Below are 20,368 nucleotides of genomic sequence, written 5' to 3'. Positions count from 1 at the left end.
GATTGAGAAAGGAGTCCGCGCGCCATGTGGGACAACCGTTTCGAGGAGATCCTGCGCCAGCACCTGCCTTTTCTCCCGGCCGACGAGAAACTCCGGGAGGACGTCGCGCTGCTGGACTTCGGCCTCGACTCGCTCGGCATCGTGCAATTGCTGGGCGCTCTGGAGGACACGTACGGGGTGCGATTCCGGGACGACGCGCTGACCCCGGAGACCTTCCAGACCCCCGCCGTGTTGTGGAACACCTTGACCGGGATTTCCGAGACCGCCGGCTGACGCCCGCGACGAGGCCACGCGCTCATCACCCGGTGAGCCGTGGCCTCGTCGCATGCCGGGCTACGCCACCGGGGCCGGGCGGGGCATCATCGCCAGTCTCGGGTTCACCGGGGTCACCGCGAAGTTCTCCCTGGTGACCGCCACCCGGCCGAACAGGCTGTCCGGGCCGGAGACGCACACCCGGGCGACCTCCAGCCGCCGCAGCGCCGCCACCACCTCCGGCCAGCGCAGGGGCCGTACGAAGCCGTCCAGCAGCATCGTCCGCACGCCGTCCCCGGTCGTCAGCAGGGCGCCGTCGTGGTCGTCCACCACCGGCAGCCTCGGGTCGGCGAACCGGAGGCCGTCGAGGACCTCCTCCTCCGCCCGCCGCCGCAGCGCCTGGAACGCGGCCGAGTGCATCGGGGGGCGCATCGTGTACAGCGGGAGCCCGCCGAGGGCGCGTACCCGCTGCTGCAGCCACTCCACCTGCCGCTCCGCCAGGGAGAGCATGTAGAAGTCGTGGTCGATGTAGCAGGAGAGGTCGTACCACTCGCCGCGCTCGTCCAGCTCGGCCAGCACCTCCCGCAGCCCGGGCTCCGGGGTGCGCACGAAGGAGTGGGTGACGATGTCCCGGTGCTCGCGGGCGAAGTAGTCGTCGGTGCAGCGGGCCAGCCCGGCCGTCATCCGCACGGCGTCCTCGAAGGACAGGGCGCCCGAGTACGCCGCGGCCGCCTTGCCGCCGAAGCTCGGGCCGACGCACACGACCGGCTCCACGCCCAGGGTCCGCTCGGCCCAGTCCGCGAGGGCCACGCAGTTCACCATGAACGCCACCTGGGCGGCCTCGCTGTAGTCGTTCCTGGACTCCTGGAAGCGGTCCACCAGCGAGTAGCCGAGGACGTCGGCGGCGGCGGCGATCAGCCGCCGCGCCGCAGGATCGCCCCGCATGAATGCGGCGACGTCGGCGAACTGGACGGGGCCCATCCCGGGGAAGACCATCGCGGTCCGCGGGGCGGAGGTCACCAGCCCTCCTTGATGGTGTCCACGATGTGGCGGCGCTGCTCGTCGGTCACCCACCAGCCCACCGGTACGCACACCACGCGCTTGGCGACCCGCTCCAGACCGGGGAGCAGGGCGGCGTACTCGCGCACGCAGGTGTGCAGGTCGTTGCGCTCGTGTACGTTGCTGGCCATGATCCCGGCCGCGTCCATGCGCTTGAGGAACCCGTCCCGGTCGTCCACCTTCATCGGGTAGATCCAGAAGGAGGACCGGCGGTCGCCGGAGCGTTCGGTCAGCTCCAGCCCCGGGACGCCGGCCAGCTCCCGGTCGTAGAAGGCGGCGTTGTCGCGGTGCCTGGCCACCACCTCGTCCGCCTTGGCCAGGTTGGCCAGCCCGATCGAGGCGTTGATGTCGGTCATGTGGAACTTGTAGCCCCACTCGGGCACGTCGGGCGGGTTGCGCAGCCGGTCCGCGCTGCGGTCGATGCCGAACCAGCGCAGCAGCCTGGCCCGCTCGTGCAGCTCGTCGGTGGGCAGCGCGAGCGCGCCGCCGTCGCCGGTGGTGAGGTGCTTGATGGCCTGGAAGCTGAAGACGGAGATGTTGCCGTGGGTGCCGATCGGCGCGCCGCGGTAGGTGGCGCCCCAGGCGTGCGCGCAGTCCTCGATCACGGTGATCCGGGAGCCGAACGCGGCCTCGGCGTCGTCGAGGATCTCGGCCAGCCGGTCGAGGTCCACCGGGTATCCGGCGAAGTGCACCACCATGATGGCGCGGGTCCTGGGTGTGATCTTCCTGGCCAGGTCGTCGAGGTCGACGTTGAGGGTGGCCGGGTCGACGTCCACCCACTTGATCCGCAGCCGGTTGGCCAGGATCGCCCAGTTGGTGGCCTCCATGGTCAGCGGCGTGGACAGCACCTCGCCCTGGCCGTCGTCGTCGCCGGCGATCAGGCGCAGCGCGAGCTGGAGCCCGGCGGTGGCGCTGTTGACGGTGGCCACCCGGGGGTTGCCGATCCTGGCGGCGAGCGCCGCCTCGAACTCGACGACCTTGGCTCCCTGGCCGATCTGGCCGCTGCCGACCACCTCGGCGACGGCGGCCGGCGCCTCGTCGGACATCGGCACCTTGAACAACGGGATCATTGGCTGTGCTCCTTGCCTGTCTCGCCCGTCGTCAGCCGACGAGGGCGGGGTCCTCGAGTTCGGCGTAGCGGGCGCGGCAGGCGGAGTAGTCCGGCAGCAGCCCGAGCTTCTCGGCCTCGCGCAGGGACGGGGCGGCGAGGTCCTTCTCCGACAGCAGGTCGCGCTTGGCCGGCCAGGGCAGGGCCAGCTCCGGGTCCAGGGGGTCGATCTGGATCGACGTGCCGGGGGACCACGTGCTGGAGCACAGGTACACGACCGTGGCCTGGTCCGTCAGCGGCGCGAACCCGTGGGCGAGCCCTTCGGCCAGGTAGAGGGCGTTGCGGTTCTCCGCGCTCAGCTCGACCGCGACGTGCTCGCCGTAAGTGGGCGAGCCGACCCTGATGTCGACCAGGATGTCGATGATGGCGCCCTGCGGGCAGGTCATGTAGCGGGCCTGGCCCGGCAGCGCGGTGGCGTGCAGGCCGCGGATGGTCCCGCGCCGCGACACCGAGCAGTTGACCTGGGCGACCGAGAGCTCGTGGCCGACCGCCTTCCGGAACTCCGGCTGGCTGAAGGCCTCGAGGAACAGGCCCCTGTCGTCGTGGAAGACCTTGGGCTGGATCAAGAACGCGCCGTCCACCCTGAGCTGGCGGATCTGCATGTCCGAAAACCTTTCTGTGGTGTCCGCCGGCCGCTACGCGTATTCGTAGAATCCGCGGCCGGTCTTCTTTCCCAGGAGGCCGCCCTCGACCATGCGCAGCAGGAGCGGCGGGGGCGTGTAGAGCGGCTCCTTGAACTCCTCGTAGAGGGCCTCCGCGATCGAGGCCACCGTGTCCAGGCCGATCAGGTCGGCCAGCTTCAGCGGGCCCATCGGGTGGGAGCAGCCCAGCACCATGCCCTGGTCGACGACGTCGGCGCGGGCGAACCCGCTCTCCACCATCCGCACGGCCGACAGCAGGAACGGGATGAGCAGCGCGTTGACCACGAAACCGGCGCGGTCCTGCGACCTGATCACCTGTTTGCCGAGCGTCCCGGCCACGAACGACTCCGCCCGCGCGTACGTCTCGTCCGCCGTCAGCAGCGACCCGATGAGCTCCACCAGCGGGAGCGCGGGCATCGGGTTGAAGAAGTGCACCCCGATCACCTGGGCAGGCCGGCTGGTGGCCCGCGCCAGCCGGATGATCGGGATGGAGGAGGTGTTCGACGCGAGGATCGCGTCCGGGTCGTCCAGGATCTTGTCCAGCGCGCCCAGCACGTCGAGCTTGATCGACTCGCTCTCGGGGACGGCCTCGAAGACGATCTGCCGGTCGCCGAGCTCGGCGAGGTCCGTGACGAAGGAGACGCGGGCCAGCGCCGTGTCCCGCTCGGCCGCGGTGATCGTGGCCCTGCGCAGGCCCCGGTCGAGCCACGCGGTCACGCGCCGCCGCGCGGGCGCGAGGGACGCCTCCGTGGACACGGCGACGATCACGTCGAGCCCGGCGCGGGCGCACGCCTCCGCGATGCCCGAGCCCATGACGCCGCACCCGACGATGCCGACCTTGCGCATCTCGCTCATCACGCCTCCTGTGACACCGGCACCGTCGGCGCCGACCAGTGAAGAAGGCACGCCCCGATGGACATGCCGCCGCCGAACCCGGCGAGCAGGACGAGATCACCGTCCTTGATGAGGCCCGACCGGTTCGCCTCGTCGAGCGCCACGGGGACCGAGGCGCTGCCCACGTTTCCGTACCGCTCCAGCGTCCGGGCGGTGCGCGCGCCGGTGAGGCCGACGCGTTCGACCAGTTCGGTGACCATGACCCCGTTCGCCTGGTGCGGCACGAAGACATCGACCTCCTGCGGGCGGAACCCGGCGCGGCTCACCAGGCCCTCCAGGATGGGCGGCACGTGCTCCATCACGTAGTTCCTGACCCCGCGGCCGTCCATGCGGAAGTAGTGGTCGCCGGCCTCGACCGTCTCGTGGGAGGCGGGAAGCCTGCTGCCTCCGGCGTCGACCCTGATGAGCTGGCTGGCCCCGCCGTCGCTGGTCAGGTCGAAGCCGATGATCCCGGAGCGTTCCGGCACCGGGCCTACGACGGCCGCGCCGGCGCCGTCCCCGAAGAGCACGGCCGTACGGCGGTCGGTGGCGTCGAGGATGCGCGAGTACACGTCCGCGGCCACCACCAGCGCGTAGGTGTCGGGGCGGAGCGCGACGAGGCTGTCGGCCAGCGCCAGCGCGTACACGAAGCCGCTGCAGACGACGTTGATGTCGAAGCAGGCGGCGCCGCGCCCGCCGAGCGCGTCCTGGACCAGGTACGAGGTCGGCGGCTGGGGCGAGTCGCCGGTCGAGGTGGACACGATGATGTAGCCGATCCGGCCGATGTCGACGCCGGCCTGGCTCAGCGCGTTCCTGGCGGCCCGGACGGCGAGGTCGGAGGTGGCCTCGTCGGGAGCGGCATGGCGGCGGGCGGAGATCTGGGTCTTGCGCTGGATCCATTCCGCGGTCACGCCGGCCTTGGCCGCCACCTCCTCGTTGGCGACCTCTTCCTTGGGCAGGTAGGAACCGGTTCCCAGGATTCCCGTGAATTGCTTGGCCACTGCCAGTACGCCTTTCCCATCAGTACCACCGGGCGCGGTCAGAGGGGGATGTTGCCGTGGTCGCCGCGCCGCGCCGGCGTCGCGGCCAGGGCCTCGGCGATCCTCCGCCGGGTGTGCTGGGGCTCGACCACCTCGTCCACGACGCCCAGCGCGAGGGCCCGTCCCACGCCGCCGGCCGTACGGATCTGCTCCTCGACGAGGCTCAGCCGCAGCGCCTCGCGGTCCTCGTCGGGGGCGGCGGCCAGCCGCTTGCGGTGCAGGACGCCCACGGCGGCCTCCGCGCTCATCACCGCGACCTCGGCCTGGGGCCAGGCGAAGACCGCCGTCGCCCCGAGGCAGCGGGAGTTCATCGCGATGTACGCGCCGCCGTACGACTTGCGCGTGACGAGGGTGACCCTGGGCACGACGGCCTCGGCGAACGCGTGCAGGAGCTTGGCACCGCGCCGGATCACGCCGTCCCACTCCTGGCCGACGCCGGGCAGGTAACCGGGCACGTCCACGAGCACGACCAGCGGGATGCCGAACGCGTCGCACATGCGGACGAACCGCGAGGCCTTCTCGGCGCTGAGCGAGTCCAGGCAGCCGCCCTTGCGCAGGGGGTTGTTGGCGATGACGCCGACGGTCCCGCCGGCGAGCCGGCCGAGGCCGATGACGACGTTGGCCGCCCAGCGCGGCTGCAGCTCCTCGAACCCGCCGTCGTCGAGGAGCTCGCGGACCAGGGGCCGCACGTCGTAGGCGCGGCGCGGGTTCTCCGGCAGCAGCGCCCCGAGGTCGTCGCCGTCCTTCGCCAGGTCCGGGTCGAAAGAGCGCGGGCCGTTGAAGAGCTCGGTGAAGCGGCGTGCCGTCAGGTACGCCTCCGCCTCGTTCTCGACGATCACGTGCGCCACGCCCGACTTGCGGCCGTGGGCGCCGGGGCCGCCGAGCGACTCCATGTCGACCTGCTCGCCCGTGACGGTGCGTACGACGTCGGGGCCGGTCACGAACATGCGGGCGGCGGACGACATGATCACGACGTCCGTCAGCGCGGGCCCGTAGGCGGCGGCCCCGGCGGCCGGTCCGAGGACGACCGAGATCTGGGGCACCCGGCCGGAGGCCCGCGTCATCGCGCGGAACACCTTTCCGACGCCGTCCATCGACTCGACGCCGTCGGCCAGCCTGGCCCCGCCGGAGTGCCACAGGCCGATCACGGGAACGCCTTCGAGCACGGCCGCGTCGATGGCCTCCACGACCCAGCGGCAGCCCTCCGCGCCCATCGCGCCGCCCATCTTGAGGGCGTCGGTGCAGTAGGCGATCACGTCCCTTCCCGCGACACGCCCTCGCACGGCGGTCACGCCGCTGGCGTCCTTGTCGTGCAGCGGCACGACGGAGCCGGCGTCCAGCAGCCGGGCCAGGCGTACGGCAGGTTCACGAAAATCGCGCTCGCGCTCCTCCTGAACGACAGGGGAGCCGGTGGGGCTGATAGTCAGCAACGTCGTCCGCCCTCAAAAAGATTTGATTCCGAAAAGGAGGTCTTTTCTCGCACGTTCGCCACCTCTCACAAGCCGTGGGCACGGGTGCGACCGATCTTCCGGGAATTTCCGAGACGGCTCTGAATTCGGCCGGTCTCATCAGCAAGAACGCTACATGGGCACCCCTCCCACACCAACCCTTATCCCCACCCCTACCGGGTTTCGGCAGGCACGGCCGGGTGCCGCCCCGTCAGCCCCTAAACAGCCCCTAAATGTACGGCGGGACGGGAGCGAAGAGCTTTTTCCGGTGCCGGTCCCCCCTAAATATCCGGAATTCACTGGCCGATGCCGCCGCGCGCGTCCTGTCATGGAAGTCGCCGCCGGGCGGACCGGACAGGGCCTACGAAGAGGACTGAGGATGCGCATTCTTGTGACGGGTGGCGCCGGTTTCATCGGGTCGAACTTCGTCAACAGGGTGTTCCAGGGGCACTATCCGGCGCTGGCCGAAGCCGAGGTCGTGGTGCTCGACAAGCTGACGTACGCGGGGAACCTGGAGAATCTGGCGGAGGTGCTCGACGACCCCCGGCTCCGGTTCGTCCACGGGGACATCGCCGGCGTGGCACTCGTGCGGGACACGATGGAGAAGGTGGACCTGGTCGTCCATTTCGCCGCCGAGTCGCATGTCGACCGCTCCATCGAGGGGTCGGCGGAGTTCGTCCGGACCAACGTGCTCGGCACCCACGCGCTGCTGCAGTGCGCGCTGGAGGCCGGGGTCGGCAGGTTCGTGCACGTCTCCACGGACGAGGTCTACGGCTCCACCCCGGAGGGCTCGTTCTCGGAGGACGACCCCCTCGGCCCGAACTCCCCGTACTCGGCGTCGAAGGCCTCCTCCGACCTGCTCGCCCTGGCCTACCACCGGACGCACGGGCTGGACGTGTGCGTGACCCGCTGCTCCAACAACTACGGCCCCTACCAGTTCCCGGAGAAGGTCATCCCGCTGTTCGTCACCAACCTGGCGGACGGGCTGCCGGTGCCTCTCTACGGCGACGGCGCGAACGTGCGGGACTGGCTGCACGTGGACGACCACTGCGACGGCATCGCGCTGGTCGCGGAATCGGGACGCGCCGGGGAGGTCTACAACATCGGCGGCGGTACCGAGCTGAGCAACCTGACGCTGACCAGGCGCGTGCTGGACATCATGGGCATGGACTGGTCCATGGTCCGGCCGGTGGCGGACCGCAAGGGCCACGACTTCCGCTACTCCGTGGACATCAGCAAGATCCAGAAGGAGCTGGGCTACGCGCCGCGCGTCCCGTTCACCGAGGGACTGGCGGAGACGGTGCGCTGGTATCTGGAGCACCGCGACTGGTGGAAGCCCCTCAAAGCATATGAGCCGCGTTGAACGAGAGGTGCTGTGCCATGCGGAGACGCCTGCGCGCCGGAACGGCGCTGACCGCCGGGCTCGTCCTGGCACTGACGACGCTGCCCGCCGCCGCCCGCCCGCAGGACGCGGAGACCCTGCGGATCCCCGGCCTCAAGCAGCCGGTCGAGCTGATCGTGGACCGGTGGGGCGTGCCGCACATCTACGCCCGGAACACCGACGACCTCTTCCTCGCGCAGGGCTTCAACGCCGCCAGGGACCGGCTGTTCCAGATCGACCTCTGGCGGCGGCGCGGCCTGGGAGAGCTCTCCTCGGTCCTCGGCCCCGCCTACGTGGAGCAGGACAAGGCCGCGCGGATGTTCCTCTACCGGGGTGACATGGACCGGGAGTGGGCGAGCTACGGGCCCGGGGCGCAACGGGCCGCGACCCGCTTCACCGAGGGCATCAACGCCTACGTGCGCCGGCTCGGGCAGAACCCGGAGCAGCTGCCGCCCGAGTTCCGGCAGCTCGGGTACGCGCCCGCGTTGTGGCGGCCGGAGGACGTGGTGCGGATCAGGAGCCACGGCATCGCCAAGAACGTCTACAGCGAGGTGCTGCGCTCGCTCGTCGTCTGCGCGGGCGGGACCAAGGCCTCGGCGGCGCTGTGGCGGCTGGAGCCCGAGCGCGCCGCCGCCGTGCCCAAGGGACTCGACCCCTGCTCCGTGCCCATGGACGTGCTGCGGACGTACGAGCTGGCCACGCGGGGCGTGGTCTTCGAGAACGGCGCGTTACGCCAGGTCCCCGCCTCCCCCGCGGACCCCGGTGGCAGCAACAGCTGGGCGATCTCGCCGGGCCGCACCGCCACGGGCCGGCCCATCCTGGCCGGCGACCCGCACCGGTCGCTGACCGCGCCTTCGCTGCGCTACATGGCCCATCTGTCGGCCCCCGGACTCGACGTCATCGGGGCCGGTGAGCCCGCGCTCCCCGGGATCTCGATGGGGCACAACGGCACCGTCGCGTTCGGCCTGACCATCTTCGGCGCCGACCAGGAGGACCTCTACGTCTACGAGCTCGACCCCGCCGACCCGGGCAGGTACCGGTACGGCGGCGGCTGGGAGCGCTTCAGGACGACGGCCGAGCGGGTGCCGGTCGCGGGCGCGGCGCCGGTGGACGTGCAGCTCCCCTTCACCCGGCACGGCCCGGTGATCAAGATCGACCGGCAGCGCAACCTCGCGTACGCCGTGCGCACCACCTGGCTGGAGCCCGGCACGTCCCCCTACTTCGGCAGCATGACGTACATGGGGGCCCGCGACTTCACGGAGTTCTCGGCGGCCATGCGCACCTGGGGCGGCCCTCCCGAGAACCAGGTGTACGCCGACGTCTCGGGCAACATCGGCTGGGTGCCCGGCGCCCTCACCCCCAAGCGCGACGGCTACGACGGCCTGCTGCCCGTCCCGGGCGACGGCCGCTACGAGTGGGACGGCTTCCTCGACGGCGCCCGCCTGCCGCGCTCCTACAATCCGCGGCAGGGGTTCGTCGCCTCGGCGAACGAGTTCAACCTCCCCGCGGACCACCCCGACGAGATCGGGTTCGAGTGGGACCCGCCCTACCGCAGGCAGCGGATCGACGAGGTGCTCGCGGCGAGCCCGCGCGGCACGGTCGAGGACTCCATCCGGCTGCAGGCCGACAAGGTGTCCACGCCCGCGCGGCGGATCGTGCGCCTGCTCGAAGGCCTGACGAGCACGGACCCGGACACCACCCAGGCGCTTCGGCTGCTCCGCTCCTACGACGGCGTCGCGGACGCGGACTCGCCGGAGGCGGCGCTGTTCGAGCCGTGGTTCTCGCGCCATCTCGGGCCGGCCTTCCGCCGCGCCGTGCTGCCGCCGGAGGTGGCGGACTCCATCCCCTTCGTCGACGCCCGCCTGCTGGTCGACGCGCTGGAGAACCCGGACCGGTGGTTCGGCTCCGGCGGGAAGGCCGCGCGGGACGAGCTGCTGGACACGTCGCTGGCCGCCGCCTACCGCGAGGTCGCCGGGCGGCTCGGCGCCGACCCGCGCACGTGGAGGTGGGGGGCGCTGCAGTACACCGCGTTCACGAGCCCCGTCGGCGCGGGCGTGGGTCCCTTCCCCCGGGGCGGGTCGGCGTACACGGTGGACGCGTCCTCCTACAGCCCGGCCACCTTCCAGCAGTCGTCGGGGGCCTCGTTCAAGATGGTGCTGGACGTCGGCCGATGGGACAACTCCCGCGCCGTGAACGCGCCCGGCCAGTCCGGCGACCCGCGCAGCCCGCACTACCGGGATCTCGCGGAGCGCTGGAGGTCGGGCGAGTATTTCCCGCTTCTCTACAGCCGCGCGCAGGTGGAACGGCACGCCGCGAGCAGGATCACACTCACCCCCCACTGATTGATTTCCGTTTACGAGTTTTCATCGAAGGAATCAGACATGAAGGGCATCATTCTGGCGGGCGGTCACGGAACCCGGCTCTACCCGCTCACCCTGGCCGTCTCGAAGCAGCTTCTCCCGGTGAACGACAAGCCGATGATCTATTACCCGCTGTCGGCGCTCATGCTGGCGAACATCACCGACATCCTGATCATCTCGACCCCCACGGACCTGCCCCAGCTGACCCGCCTGCTGCGCGACGGGTCGCATCTGGGGCTCGACATCACTTACGCGGAGCAGTCCCAGCCGGTCGGCCTGGCGGACGCCTTCATCATCGGGGCCGACCACATCGGCGACGACTCGGTGGCCCTCGTGCTCGGTGACAACATCTTCCACGGCCACTCGTTCTTCGACATCCTCCAGCAGAGCACGTCCGACGTTGACGGCTGCGTGCTGTTCGGCTATCCGGTGAGCGACCCCGAACGCTACGGGATCGGCGAGACCGACGCCGACGGCCGGCTCATCTCCATCGAGGAGAAACCCATCAATCCCCGGTCCAACCGGGCAATCGTCGGCCTGTACCTCTATGACAACGACGTGGTGGACATCGCCAAGAACCTGCAGCCGTCCGCCCGGGGCGAGCTGGAGATCACCGACGTGAACCGTACCTATCTGGCGCGCGGCAAGGCCCGGCTCGTCGACCTCGGGCGCGGGTTCGCCTGGCTGGACGCCGGGACCCCGGAGTCCATCCTCCAGGCCAGCCAGTACGTCCAGGTGCTGGAGCAGCGGCAGGGGGTGCGCATCGCCTGCGTGGAGGAGATCGCGCTCCGGATGGGCTTCATCGACGCCGAGGCCTGCGACCGGCTGGGCAGCGAGCTCTCCGCGTCCAGCTATGGTCGCTACGTCCGTTCTGTCGCCGCCGAGTTCCGCGAAGCCCCGTCCCCGAACTGAGGTCCCCGATCTTAAGGAGAGACGCCGTGACGAGGACCAATCCCTGGCTGCACCGCTCCCATCCGTCGCCGCACAGCGACGCGCAGGTGATCTGCTTCCCGCACGCCGGAGGCTCGGCCGGCTTCTACCACCCCCTGGCGGCGGCGCTGGCGCCCGCCGCCGAGCTGGTCGCCGTCCAGTATCCCGGCAGGCAGGAGCGCCGCCACGAGCCGCCCGTCAACGACCTGCGGCTGCTGGCCGGCCGCATCGCCGACGTCCTGGGCCCCGGGGACGGCCGGCCGCGGGCGTTCTTCGGGCACAGCATGGGGGCGCTCGTCGCGTTCGAGACCGCCCTGGCCCTCGGCGACCACGGGCCTACGGCGTTGTTCGTGTCGGGGCGGCGCGCGCCCAGCCGGGTCCGCCACGACATGCTGCACCTGCTCGACGACCACGAGCTGGTGGCGCACCTGAAGGCGCTGAACGGCAGCGAGGCGGCGGTGCTGGACGACGCCGAGCTGCGGGCGATGGTGCTGGCCACGATCCGCGCCGACTACCGGGCGATCGAGACCTACCGGTTCGCGGGAGGGGCGCCGGTGGGCTGCCCGATCGTCGCGCTGACCGGCGACGCCGATCCCCTGACGAGCCTGGCCGAGGCGCAGGCGTGGGAAGCGCACACCAGCGGCGGCTTCGAGCTGCACGTCCTGTCCGGCGGGCACTTCTTCGTCCGCGACCACAACGCCGCCGTGGCCGAGACGATCCTCAAGTCCCTGGAGACGATCCGCGCATGACCGCGCTGCTGGCCATCAGCGATCTGCACATCGGATACGCGGAGAACAGGCGCATCCTCGAAGGACTCCACCCCGGCGACCCCTCGGACTGGCTGCTGGTCGCCGGGGACGTGTCGGAGGAGGTCGCCGGCCTCGAATGGGCCCTGACCCTGCTCAGCCGCCGCTTCGCGAAGGTGGTGTGGGTGCCGGGCAACCACGAGATGTGGACGCATCCCTCCGACCCGGTCCAGCTGCGCGGGGAGGAGCGCTACCAGCACCTGGTGAAGGTCTGCCGCAGCCTGGGCGTGGTCACGCCGGAGGACCCGTATCCCACCTGGACGGGCCCCGGCGGCCCCGCCGTGATCGTCCCGCTGTTCGTCCTGTACGACTACACCTTCCGCACCCCCGACGCCGAGACGAAGGAGGAAGCCCTCGCCCTCGCGTACGCCAAGGACGTGGTCTGCACCGACGAGTTCCTCCTCCACCCGGATCCCCACACCTCCCGGGACGCCTGGTGCGCCGCCAGGGTCGCCGAGACCGAACGCCGCCTGGCCGAGCTCCCGCCAGGCGTCCCGACGGTGCTGGTCAACCACTATCCGCTGGTCAGGGAGCCGACTCTGGTCCTGCGGCATCCGGAGTTCGCGATCTGGTGCGGCACCGAGCGCACCGCCGACTGGCACCTGCGCTTCAACGCCTGCGCGGCCGTCTACGGCCATCTCCACATCCCCCGCACCACCTGGCACGACGGCGTCCGCTTCGAGGAGGTCTCCCTGGGCTACCCGCGTGAGTGGCGGCCCCGCCCCACCCCGCCCGGCCGGCTCCGCCAGATCCTGCCCGTGCCATGATCGAGAAGATCCTGCCGCCGTGGGTGGCCGCCGAGGAGGCGTTCGGGGACCCGCCGGACGCGACCCTCTTCCCCGAGGAGGAGGCCGTCATCGCGCGCGCGGTGGACAAGCGGCGCCGCGAGTTCACCACGGCCCGCCACTGCGCCCGCCGCGCCCTGGACCGGCTCGGGCTGCCCGCGGCGCCGATCCTGCCCGGCGAGCGCGGCGCTCCCGGCTGGCCGCCGGGGGTGGCCGGGGCGATCACGCACTGCGCCGGATACCGGGCGGCCGCGGTCTCCCTGGACGCGCTGACCGTCGGCATCGACGCCGAGCCCCACGAGCCGCTCCCCGACGGCGTCCTGCCGGCCATCGCCCTCGACCGGGAGCTCGCCGCCCTGGCCCGGCTCGGTCCCGGCGTCCACTGGGACCGGCTGCTGTTCTGCGCCAAGGAGGCGGTCTACAAGGCGTGGTTCCCGCTGACGCGGCGCTGGCTGGGCTTCGACCAGGCCCACATCACCCTCACCCGTACCGGGACCTTCACGGCCCGCTTCCTCGTCCCCGGCCCCCGGGTGCTGGGGCGGGAGCTGACCGGCTTCGTCGGCCGCTGGCTCGCCGCCGACGGCCTGCTCGTGACGGCCATCACCGTACGCCCGGCGGAGCTGTACGGCCGGGTTTGAGGCCCCGGGCTCACCCCCGGGCGGCCTCCGCCTCCGGGGCGTCATGGTGCCGGCGGGCGGCCACGATGTCGTCACGGTGCTCGCGGGCCCAGGCGTCGAGCGCGGTCAGCGGTTCGAGCAGGGTGCGGCCGAGCTCGGTCAGCTCGTACTCGACGCGCGGCGGGACCGTCGCGTAGGCCGTCCGGGCCACGAGGCCGTCGCGTACGAGGGTGCGCAGGGTGAGGGTGAGCATGCGCTGGCTGATGCCCTCGATCGAGCGGTGCAGCTCGCTGAAGCGATGGATCCGCTGCCCGAGCAGCACGACGATCAGCACGCTCCACTTGTCGGCCACGATGTCGAGGACCTCGCGGATGGGGCAGTCGCCGTCGGCGGGGACGGGCACGGGAACGTTCAGGTACGGGCCTGACACCGGAGCGCCTCCTTCCCAGGCACACGCGTGTGCGTAACTGACATGAATGTACCTTCTTCCCGGTTACCTCTAGGGTTACCTATCCTTAGGTTGCATACAAGAAGTAACTATTAGGAAGTGACCATGTCTGTCTCCCCCTTCGAGACGCCGGCGCCGGTCGACGGCACCGACCAGTCCGACCCTCAGCCGGCCGGGCTCCCGACGCTGATCCCCATCGGCACGGATGCCGCGCCGGTGTGCACGGACGGGGTGTGCTACCTGTGAGCGCGCAGGTACGGATCGACGTGTGGTCCGACGTCGTCTGCCCGTGGTGCTACATCGGCAAGCGCCGTCTGGAGACGGCCATCGGCCGGTTCGAGCACGCCGACCAGGTCCAGGTGCGCTGGCACAGCTTCCAGCTCGATCCGTCGCACCCCAAGGGCGTCCGCGAACCGGTGTACGACATGCTGGCCAAGAAGATCGGCGGGTCGGCGGCCCAGGTTCGGCAGATGACCGGCCAGGTCGCCGAGCTGGCCGCCGCCGAGGGCCTGACCTATGACTTCGACCGGGCGGTCTCGGTGAACACCCTGGACGCGCACCGGCTCGGCCAGCTCGCCGCCGAGCACGGCCTGGACGGCCCGATGCACGAGCGCCTGCTGCGCGCGCACCTGATCGAGGGCGAGACGGTCGACGACCCCGACACCCTGGTACGCCTGGGCACCGAGGTCGGGCTCCCCGACGAGGAGGTGCGGCGGGTCGTCGGCGGCGACGCGTACGCCGACGAGGTGGCCGCGGACGTCCGCGAGGCGCGCCGGCTCGGCGCCGGCGGCGTGCCGTTCTTCGTGCTCAACGACACCTGGGGCGTGTCGGGCGCCCAGCCGGCCGACCTGTTCCTGTCCGCCCTCCAGGAGGCGTACTCCGCCGCCGGCGCGGCGGCGCGCTGACCGCTTTGCCCGCCCTTGGCGGCCGTTTCGTTACCCTGTGGAAGAAGCGTCCGGCACCGGGCTGGTGGCCTACTTCTCTCGTGACTGCTGGGGGGCGAGAGGATGGCGGTGAACAGGTCCCCCGTCGCTGCTTCGGGGGACGAACGCCTTCGCGTGCTCACCTCGGTGTGCGCCGGTCTGAGCGACATCGAGGTGCTGGAGTACGCCCTTGATCAGGCGGTCGCCGACCTGCACGCGCTCGGCGGCATGATCCACTGGGCCGGGCCCGTCGGCAGCCGGGAGCCGCGGCTGGTGTCCGCGTCCGGGCTGCCCCCGGCGGTCCAGGAGGCGTGGGGCGGGACCCGGGACGTGATCGTGCGCGTCCTGCGTGACGGGACGCCCGTCTGCCGCCCCGTCTCGCGTTCCGACCTGGACGGGGCCAGGCCCGTGACGGTGGCGGCCGTCCCGCTGCGCGGCCCGGGCCCGCCGTTCGGCGTGCTGTCCGTGCTCTGCGACGGAGCCGCCGAGCCGACCGGCGACCAGCTGGAGTTCCTCCGGTCGCTGGCCAGTTGGCTGGCCAAGCGGCTGGCCAGGACCGGCGCCGACTCGGGTACGAAGGGCCCGTGGTGGCCGGAGCACTCGGCCGACTCCGGCCTGCGCAAGGCGCTGAAGGCCGTCAAGATCGGGTCCTGGGACTGGAACATCCGCACCGGCGAGCTCTACTGGGACGAGCCGGCGCTGATCATGCTGGGCATCGACCCCGCGACCGGGCCGCACCACATCGACACCTGGTCGAACATCGTCCACCCGAAGGACCTGCCCAGGGTGATGGCCGCGACCGAGGAGGCCATCCGCACCCGGGCCATCTACGAGGTCGAGTACCGCGCCTGCCGCCCGGACGGGACCACGGGCTGGATGCACGCCCGGGGCCGCCTGGTGCTGGACGAGCAGGGCGAGCCGGTCCGCATGGTCGGGACGGTCTGGGACACCACCGAGAGCCGCGTGGCCCGCGAGTCGGCCGGCCGCGCGCTGCGCGACATGAGCGACGCCTTCCTCGCCGTGGACCGCGACTGGCGGATCATGTTCGTCAACCTCGTCGCCGAGCGGCTCCTCGGGGCCGGCGACCTGAACGGCCGGGTGCTGTGGGAGCTGACCTCGGCCCACACGCCGGAGCTGCAGGCGATGTGCCGCCAGGCCGCCGCCGAACGCGTGCCCGCCAGCTTCGACATGCGCTGGCCGACCGACAACCGGTGGTACCACGTACGCCTGGTGCCGGTGCCGGACGGGCTGACGCTCTACCTCGCCGACGTCACCGACAAGCGGATCCAGGACGAGCAGCGCGAGGCCGCCGAACAGGCCTCCGCCGAGCGGGCCGCGCGGATCCAAGAGCTGACCCGCACCCTCGGCGACGCGGTGACGCTCCGCGACGTCATGCAGGTCATCGCCGAGCAGGTGCTGCCGCCGTTCGGGGCCGCGGGGCTGGCGGTCCTGACCCGGGAGGGCGATCACCTCCATCTGGTCGAGTCCATCGGCGCCCCCACCGACCTCCTCGGCGAGTTCCAGAACCGGGCGGCCCTCGTCCCCTCCGCCTACGCGGACGTGCTCCGGTCCCACGTGCCGATCTTCATCACGTCGACGGCCGAGCGGCGGCCGCCGGGTGCCGTCGGCGCCGATCGTACGGCCGGTTCGCGCATGGACAGCTGGGCCATCCTCCCGCTGCGCGTGCCCGACCAGCCGATGGGCTACTGCGTGATCTCCTTCGACCGGCCCCACCAGTTCACCAGCGAGGAGCGCACCCTGCTCACCGCGCTCAGCGGGCTGATCGCCCAGGCCCTGGCCCGGGCCCGCATGTACGACCTGGAGCACACCCGCGCCCAGGAGCTGCAGCGCCACCTGCTTCCCCGCGCGCTGCCGTCCCTGCCCGGCCTCACCGCCGCGGCCCGCTATCTGCCCGGCGGCACCGTGGCGGTCGGCGGCGACTGGTACGACATCATCCCGCTGTCCGCGGACCGGGTCGCCCTCGTCATCGGCGACGTCATGGGCCACGGCCTGACCGAGGCCGTCACCATGGGGCGCCTGCGCACCGCCGTACGCACTCTCGCGGACCTCGAACTGCCGCCGGGAGAGCTGCTCGCCCACCTCAACGACCTCGTCAGCGACCTCGGCGACGACTTCTACGTCACCTGCCTGTACGCGGTGTACGACCCGACGAGCGGCGAATGCTCCCTGGTCAGCGCCGGTCATCCGCCGCCCGCCCTGGTCCACCCCGACGGCACGGTCCGCGTCCTCGACGTGACGCCCGATCCGCCCCTCGGCGCCGCGGCGCCGCCCCTCAGCACGCACGAGCTGCGCGTGCCGGAGGACAGCCTGCTCGTGTTCTACACCGACGGGCTGATCGAGTCGTCCACCCGCGACATCGAGAGCGGCCTGGCCGAGCTCACCCGGCTCCTGACCGGCCTGCGCGGCGGCCTCTCGGACAGCGACCTCGACCGGCTCTGCGAGTCCGTCATCGAGGCCATGCTGCCGACCCGCAGGCAGATCCCCGACGACGCCGCCCTGCTCATCGCCCGCACCCACCGGCTCCCGGCCGAGGACGTCGTCTCCTGGGCCCTTCCCGACAACCCGATCGCGGCCGGCGAGGCCCGCGAGCACGTACGCGACCAGCTCGCCCGCTGGCATCTGGACGACCTCGTCATGACCACCGAACTCGTGGCCAGCGAGCTGGTCGGCAACGTCATCCGGCATGCCAAGGGCCCGCTCCGGCTGCGGTTGCTGCGCAGCCGTACGCTCATCTGCGAGGTCGCCGACGGCAGCCAGACCACCCCGAGGATCCGCCGCGCCAGCGAGACCGACGAGGGCGGGCGCGGCCTCCAGCTCGTCGCGGCCCTCTCGCAACGCTGGGGAACCCGCTTCACCGCCGACGGCAAGTGCATCTGGGCCGAGCAGGCGCTCCCAGCGCCGGACGCGACCTGAGCCGTCCGGCGCCTCCCTCCGGAGGCGCCGGATCTCTCCGGAGGCGGGCTCAGATCTCCTCGACGCTGCTCGGCTCTCGCCGGGACAGGTCGATGCCGAGCTCTTCCGCCGCGCGGAAGACGTCCTCGTCGGTGTCGCGCATCTCGATGGACGTGCCGTCGCTGGAGAGCACCTCGACGTTGAGGCAGAGCGACTGCATTTCCTTGATGAGGACCTTGAAGGACTCCGGAATGCCCGGCTCGGGAATGTTCTCGCCCTTGACGATGGCCTCGTAGACCTTCACCCGGCCGAGAACGTCGTCGGACTTGATGGTCAGCTGCTCCTGGAGCGCGAAGGCGGCGCCGTACGCCTCCAGCGCCCACACCTCCATCTCACCGAATCGCTGGCCACCGAACTGCGCCTTACCACCCAGCGGCTGCTGGGTGATCATCGAGTACGGACCCGTCGAACGCGCGTGGATCTTGTCGTCGACCAGGTGCAGCAGTTTCAGGATGTAGATGTAGCCGACCGCGATGGGGTAGGGGAACGGCTCACCGGAACGGCCGTCGAACAGCTGCGCCTTGCCGCTGCGCTGCACCATCCGGTCACCGTCGCGGTTGGGGACGGTGTTGTCGAGCAGGCCGACGATCTCCTCCTCGTGGGCGCCGTCGAAGACCGGCGTGGCCATGTTGGTGCGCGGGGCCACCTTCTCGAAGCCCTTGTCACGCAGCCGCTCGGCCCAGGCCTCGGCGATGCCGGAGATGTCCCAGCCGCGGGCGGCGATCCACCCCAGGTGGGTCTCCAGCACCTGGCCGACGTTCATTCGACCGGGCACGCCCAGCGGGTTGAGGATGATGTCGACCGGCGTGCCGTCCTCCAGGAACGGCATGTCCTCGACGGGCAGGATCTTGGAGATGACGCCCTTGTTGCCGTGCCGGCCGGCCAGCTTGTCGCCGTCGGTGATCTTGCGCTTCTGGGCCACGTAGACGCGGACCAGCTCGTTCACGCCCGGCGGCAGCTCGTCGCCCTCCTCGCGGGAGAACACGCGAACGCCGATGACCTTGCCCTGCTCGCCGTGCGGCACCTTCAGCGAGGTGTCACGGACTTCGCGGGCCTTCTCACCGAAGATCGCGCGCAGCAGCCGCTCCTCCGGCGTCAGCTCGGTCTCACCCTTCGGGGTGACCTTGCCGACCAGGATGTCGCCCTGCGTCACCTCGGCGCCGATACGGATGACGCCGCGCTCGTCGAGGTCGGCCAGGACCTCCTCGGAGACGTTCGGGATGTCCCGGGTGATCTCCTCGGGGCCCAGCTTGGTGTCGCGGGCGTCGACCTCGTGCTCCTCGATGTGGATCGAGGACAGCACGTCGTCCTGCACCAGCCGTTGCGAGATGATGATCGCGTCTTCGTAGTTGTGGCCCTCCCACGGCATGAACGCCACCAGGAGGTTCTTGCCCAGCGCCATCTCGCCCTGGTCGGTGCAGGGGCCGTCGGCGATGACCTGGTTGACCTCCACCCGGTCGCCCTCGGCGACGATGGGCTTCTGGTTGAAGCTCGTGCCCTGGTTGGAGCGGTCGAAGGTCGCCAGCCGATGTGTCGTGCTGGTGCCGTCGTCGTTCGAGATCGTGATGTAGTCGGCGGAGAGCTCCTCGACCACGCCGGCCTTCCCGGCGCTGATGACGTCGCCGGCGTCGGTGGCGGCACGGTATTCCATGCCGGTGCCGACCAGCGGCGACTCGCTCTTCAGCAGCGGCACCGACTGGCGCATCATGTTCGCGCCCATGAGCGCCCGGTTGGCGTCGTCGTGCTCCAGGAAGGGGATCATGGCCGTGGCCACCGACACCATCTGGCGCGGCGACACGTCGATGTAGTCGACCTCCTCGGCCCGCATGAGCTCGGTCTCACCGCCCTTGGTGCGGACCAGGACGCGGGACTCGGCGAACGAGCCGTCGGCGTTGAGCACCGTGTTGGCCTGCGCCTTGACGTAGCGGTCTTCCTCGTCGGCCGTGAGGTAGTCGATCTGCTCGGTGACCTTGCCGTCGACGACCTTGCGGTAAGGCGTCTCGATGAAGCCGAAGGCGTTGAGCCGGCCGAAACAGGCGAGGTAGCCGATGAGGCCGATGTTGGGGCCTTCAGGGGTCTCGATCGGGCACATCCGGCCGTAGTGGGACGGGTGCACGTCGCGGACCTCGAAGCCGGCCCGTTCACGGGACAGACCACCGGGTCCCAGGGCGTTCAGCCGCCGCTTGTGCGTCAGGCCGGACAGGGGGTTGGTCTGGTCCATGAACTGCGACAGCTGCGAGGTGCCGAAGAACTCCTTCATGGACGCCACGACCGGACGGATGTTGATCAAGGTCTGCGGCGTGATCGCCTCGACGTCCTGCGTGGTCATACGCTCGCGAACGACGCGCTCCATGCGGGCCAGGCCCAGGCGGACCTGGTTCTGGATGAGCTCGCCGACGTTACGGATCCGCCGGTTGCCGAAGTGGTCGATGTCGTCGGTCTCCAGCGGCCGGTCCGCCGGCTCCGCACCGGCGTGCAGCCGCACCAGGTATTCGACCATCGCCACGATGTCTTCCTCGGTCAGGACGGTGACGTTGATGTCGGTGTCCGAGCCGAGCTTCTTGTTGACCTTGTAACGACCGACCTTGGCCAGGTCGTACCGCTTGGGGTTGAAATAGAGGTTCTGCAACAGGGTCTGCGCCGACTCCTTGGTCGGCGGCTCACCCGGCCGCAGCTTGCGGTAGATGTCCAGCAGCGCGTCATCCTGGCCGGCCGTGTGGTCCT

At 71.0% G+C, this 20,368-nt stretch carries 18 protein-coding genes; 10 read left to right on the top strand and 8 right to left on the bottom strand.

The genetic code is table 11. The features are described 5' to 3' along the window. Positions 1–24 precede the first annotated feature (24 nt). A complete protein-coding gene (locus tag ACIHFD_RS65905) occupies positions 25–273 on the top strand; it encodes an acyl carrier protein (protein WP_350742997.1) in 249 nt (82 codons plus the stop codon). 60 nt (positions 274–333) lie between these two features. Here ACIHFD_RS65905 and ACIHFD_RS65900 read toward each other — a convergent pair whose 3' ends face one another. The 6 genes from ACIHFD_RS65900 to ACIHFD_RS65875 are packed head-to-tail and all read right to left on the bottom strand — an operon-like array spanning position 334 to position 6,394. Then, positions 334–1,272 (bottom strand): ACP S-malonyltransferase, encoded by a 939-nt coding sequence (locus ACIHFD_RS65900; protein ID WP_397375631.1) that lies wholly within the window; start codon positions 1,270–1,272, stop codon positions 334–336. Further along, complete coding sequence (locus ACIHFD_RS65895; RefSeq protein WP_397375630.1) at positions 1,269–2,381, bottom strand: DegT/DnrJ/EryC1/StrS family aminotransferase; 1,113 nt, start codon at positions 2,379–2,381, stop codon at positions 1,269–1,271. The genes ACIHFD_RS65900 and ACIHFD_RS65895 overlap by 4 nt, the downstream gene beginning before the upstream one ends. Positions 2,382–2,412: 31 nt before the next feature. Beyond that, positions 2,413–3,021, bottom strand: coding sequence for a dTDP-4-dehydrorhamnose 3,5-epimerase (rfbC, locus tag ACIHFD_RS65890; protein WP_350742991.1), 609 nt, complete (start codon positions 3,019–3,021; stop codon positions 2,413–2,415). Positions 3,022–3,054: 33 nt separating this feature from the next. After that, positions 3,055–3,915 (bottom strand): 3-hydroxybutyryl-CoA dehydrogenase, encoded by an 861-nt coding sequence (locus ACIHFD_RS65885; protein WP_397375629.1) that lies wholly within the window; start codon positions 3,913–3,915, stop codon positions 3,055–3,057. Next, complete coding sequence (locus ACIHFD_RS65880) at positions 3,915–4,934, bottom strand: ketoacyl-ACP synthase III (RefSeq protein WP_350742988.1); 1,020 nt, start codon at positions 4,932–4,934, stop codon at positions 3,915–3,917. The genes ACIHFD_RS65885 and ACIHFD_RS65880 overlap by 1 nt, the downstream gene beginning before the upstream one ends. Before the next feature lie 38 nt (positions 4,935–4,972). Continuing rightward, the gene (locus tag ACIHFD_RS65875; protein ID WP_397375636.1) at positions 4,973–6,394 is read right to left on the bottom strand and encodes an acyl-CoA carboxylase subunit beta; all 1,422 of its coding nucleotides are present in this window, start codon (positions 6,392–6,394) and stop codon (positions 4,973–4,975) included. 406 nt (positions 6,395–6,800) lie between these two features. Here ACIHFD_RS65875 and rfbB point away from each other — a divergent pair, with 406 nt between their 5' ends. The 6 genes from rfbB to ACIHFD_RS65845 are packed head-to-tail and all read left to right on the top strand — an operon-like array spanning position 6,801 to position 13,321. Continuing rightward, on the top strand, positions 6,801–7,784 hold the full coding sequence (gene rfbB, locus ACIHFD_RS65870) for a dTDP-glucose 4,6-dehydratase (RefSeq protein WP_397375628.1): 984 nt from the start codon (positions 6,801–6,803) through the stop codon (positions 7,782–7,784). Between the two features lie 17 nt (positions 7,785–7,801). Next, on the top strand, positions 7,802–10,144 hold the full coding sequence (locus ACIHFD_RS65865; RefSeq protein ID WP_397375627.1) for a penicillin acylase family protein: 2,343 nt from the start codon (positions 7,802–7,804) through the stop codon (positions 10,142–10,144). A 39-nt stretch (positions 10,145–10,183) separates the two neighbouring features. Further along, the gene (rfbA, locus tag ACIHFD_RS65860; protein ID WP_397375626.1) at positions 10,184–11,074 is read left to right on the top strand and encodes a glucose-1-phosphate thymidylyltransferase RfbA; all 891 of its coding nucleotides are present in this window, start codon (positions 10,184–10,186) and stop codon (positions 11,072–11,074) included. A 26-nt stretch (positions 11,075–11,100) separates the two neighbouring features. Further along, positions 11,101–11,841, top strand: a complete 741-nt coding sequence (locus ACIHFD_RS65855; RefSeq protein ID WP_397375625.1) for a thioesterase II family protein — start codon at positions 11,101–11,103, stop codon at positions 11,839–11,841. Further along, positions 11,838–12,665, top strand: a complete 828-nt coding sequence (locus tag ACIHFD_RS65850; protein ID WP_397375624.1) for a metallophosphoesterase family protein — start codon at positions 11,838–11,840, stop codon at positions 12,663–12,665. Before ACIHFD_RS65855 ends, ACIHFD_RS65850 begins: the two co-directional genes overlap by 4 nt. Continuing rightward, complete coding sequence (locus tag ACIHFD_RS65845) at positions 12,662–13,321, top strand: 4'-phosphopantetheinyl transferase superfamily protein (protein WP_355213022.1); 660 nt, start codon at positions 12,662–12,664, stop codon at positions 13,319–13,321. The genes ACIHFD_RS65850 and ACIHFD_RS65845 overlap by 4 nt, the downstream gene beginning before the upstream one ends. 10 nt (positions 13,322–13,331) lie before the next feature. On the opposite strand, the gene ACIHFD_RS65840 is transcribed toward ACIHFD_RS65845, so the two are convergent. After that, positions 13,332–13,730, bottom strand: coding sequence for a winged helix-turn-helix transcriptional regulator (locus ACIHFD_RS65840; RefSeq protein ID WP_397375623.1), 399 nt, complete (start codon positions 13,728–13,730; stop codon positions 13,332–13,334). Positions 13,731–13,853: 123 nt separating this feature from the next. Here ACIHFD_RS65840 and ACIHFD_RS65835 point away from each other — a divergent pair, with 123 nt between their 5' ends. The 3 genes from ACIHFD_RS65835 (at position 13,854) to ACIHFD_RS65825 (ending at position 17,605) form a co-directional block, all read left to right on the top strand. Then, a complete protein-coding gene (locus tag ACIHFD_RS65835; RefSeq protein WP_397375622.1) occupies positions 13,854–13,994 on the top strand; it encodes a hypothetical protein in 141 nt (46 codons plus the stop codon). Then, positions 13,991–14,653 (top strand): DsbA family oxidoreductase, encoded by a 663-nt coding sequence (locus ACIHFD_RS65830; protein ID WP_397375621.1) that lies wholly within the window; start codon positions 13,991–13,993, stop codon positions 14,651–14,653. Before ACIHFD_RS65835 ends, ACIHFD_RS65830 begins: the two co-directional genes overlap by 4 nt. 108 nt (positions 14,654–14,761) lie before the next feature. Further along, complete coding sequence (locus tag ACIHFD_RS65825) at positions 14,762–17,605, top strand: SpoIIE family protein phosphatase (protein ID WP_397375620.1); 2,844 nt, start codon at positions 14,762–14,764, stop codon at positions 17,603–17,605. 49 nt (positions 17,606–17,654) lie between these two features. Here the strand turns inward: ACIHFD_RS65825 and rpoB are convergent. Beyond that, positions 17,655–20,368 (bottom strand): DNA-directed RNA polymerase subunit beta (gene rpoB, locus ACIHFD_RS65820; protein ID WP_397375619.1); only part of this gene is annotated, 2,714 nt, incomplete at its 5' end.

Source organism: Nonomuraea sp. NPDC051941 (assembly GCF_044593615.1).
The sequence above is the reverse complement of the archived record's forward strand: the minus strand, read 5'-3'. Positions and strand labels throughout refer to the sequence as shown.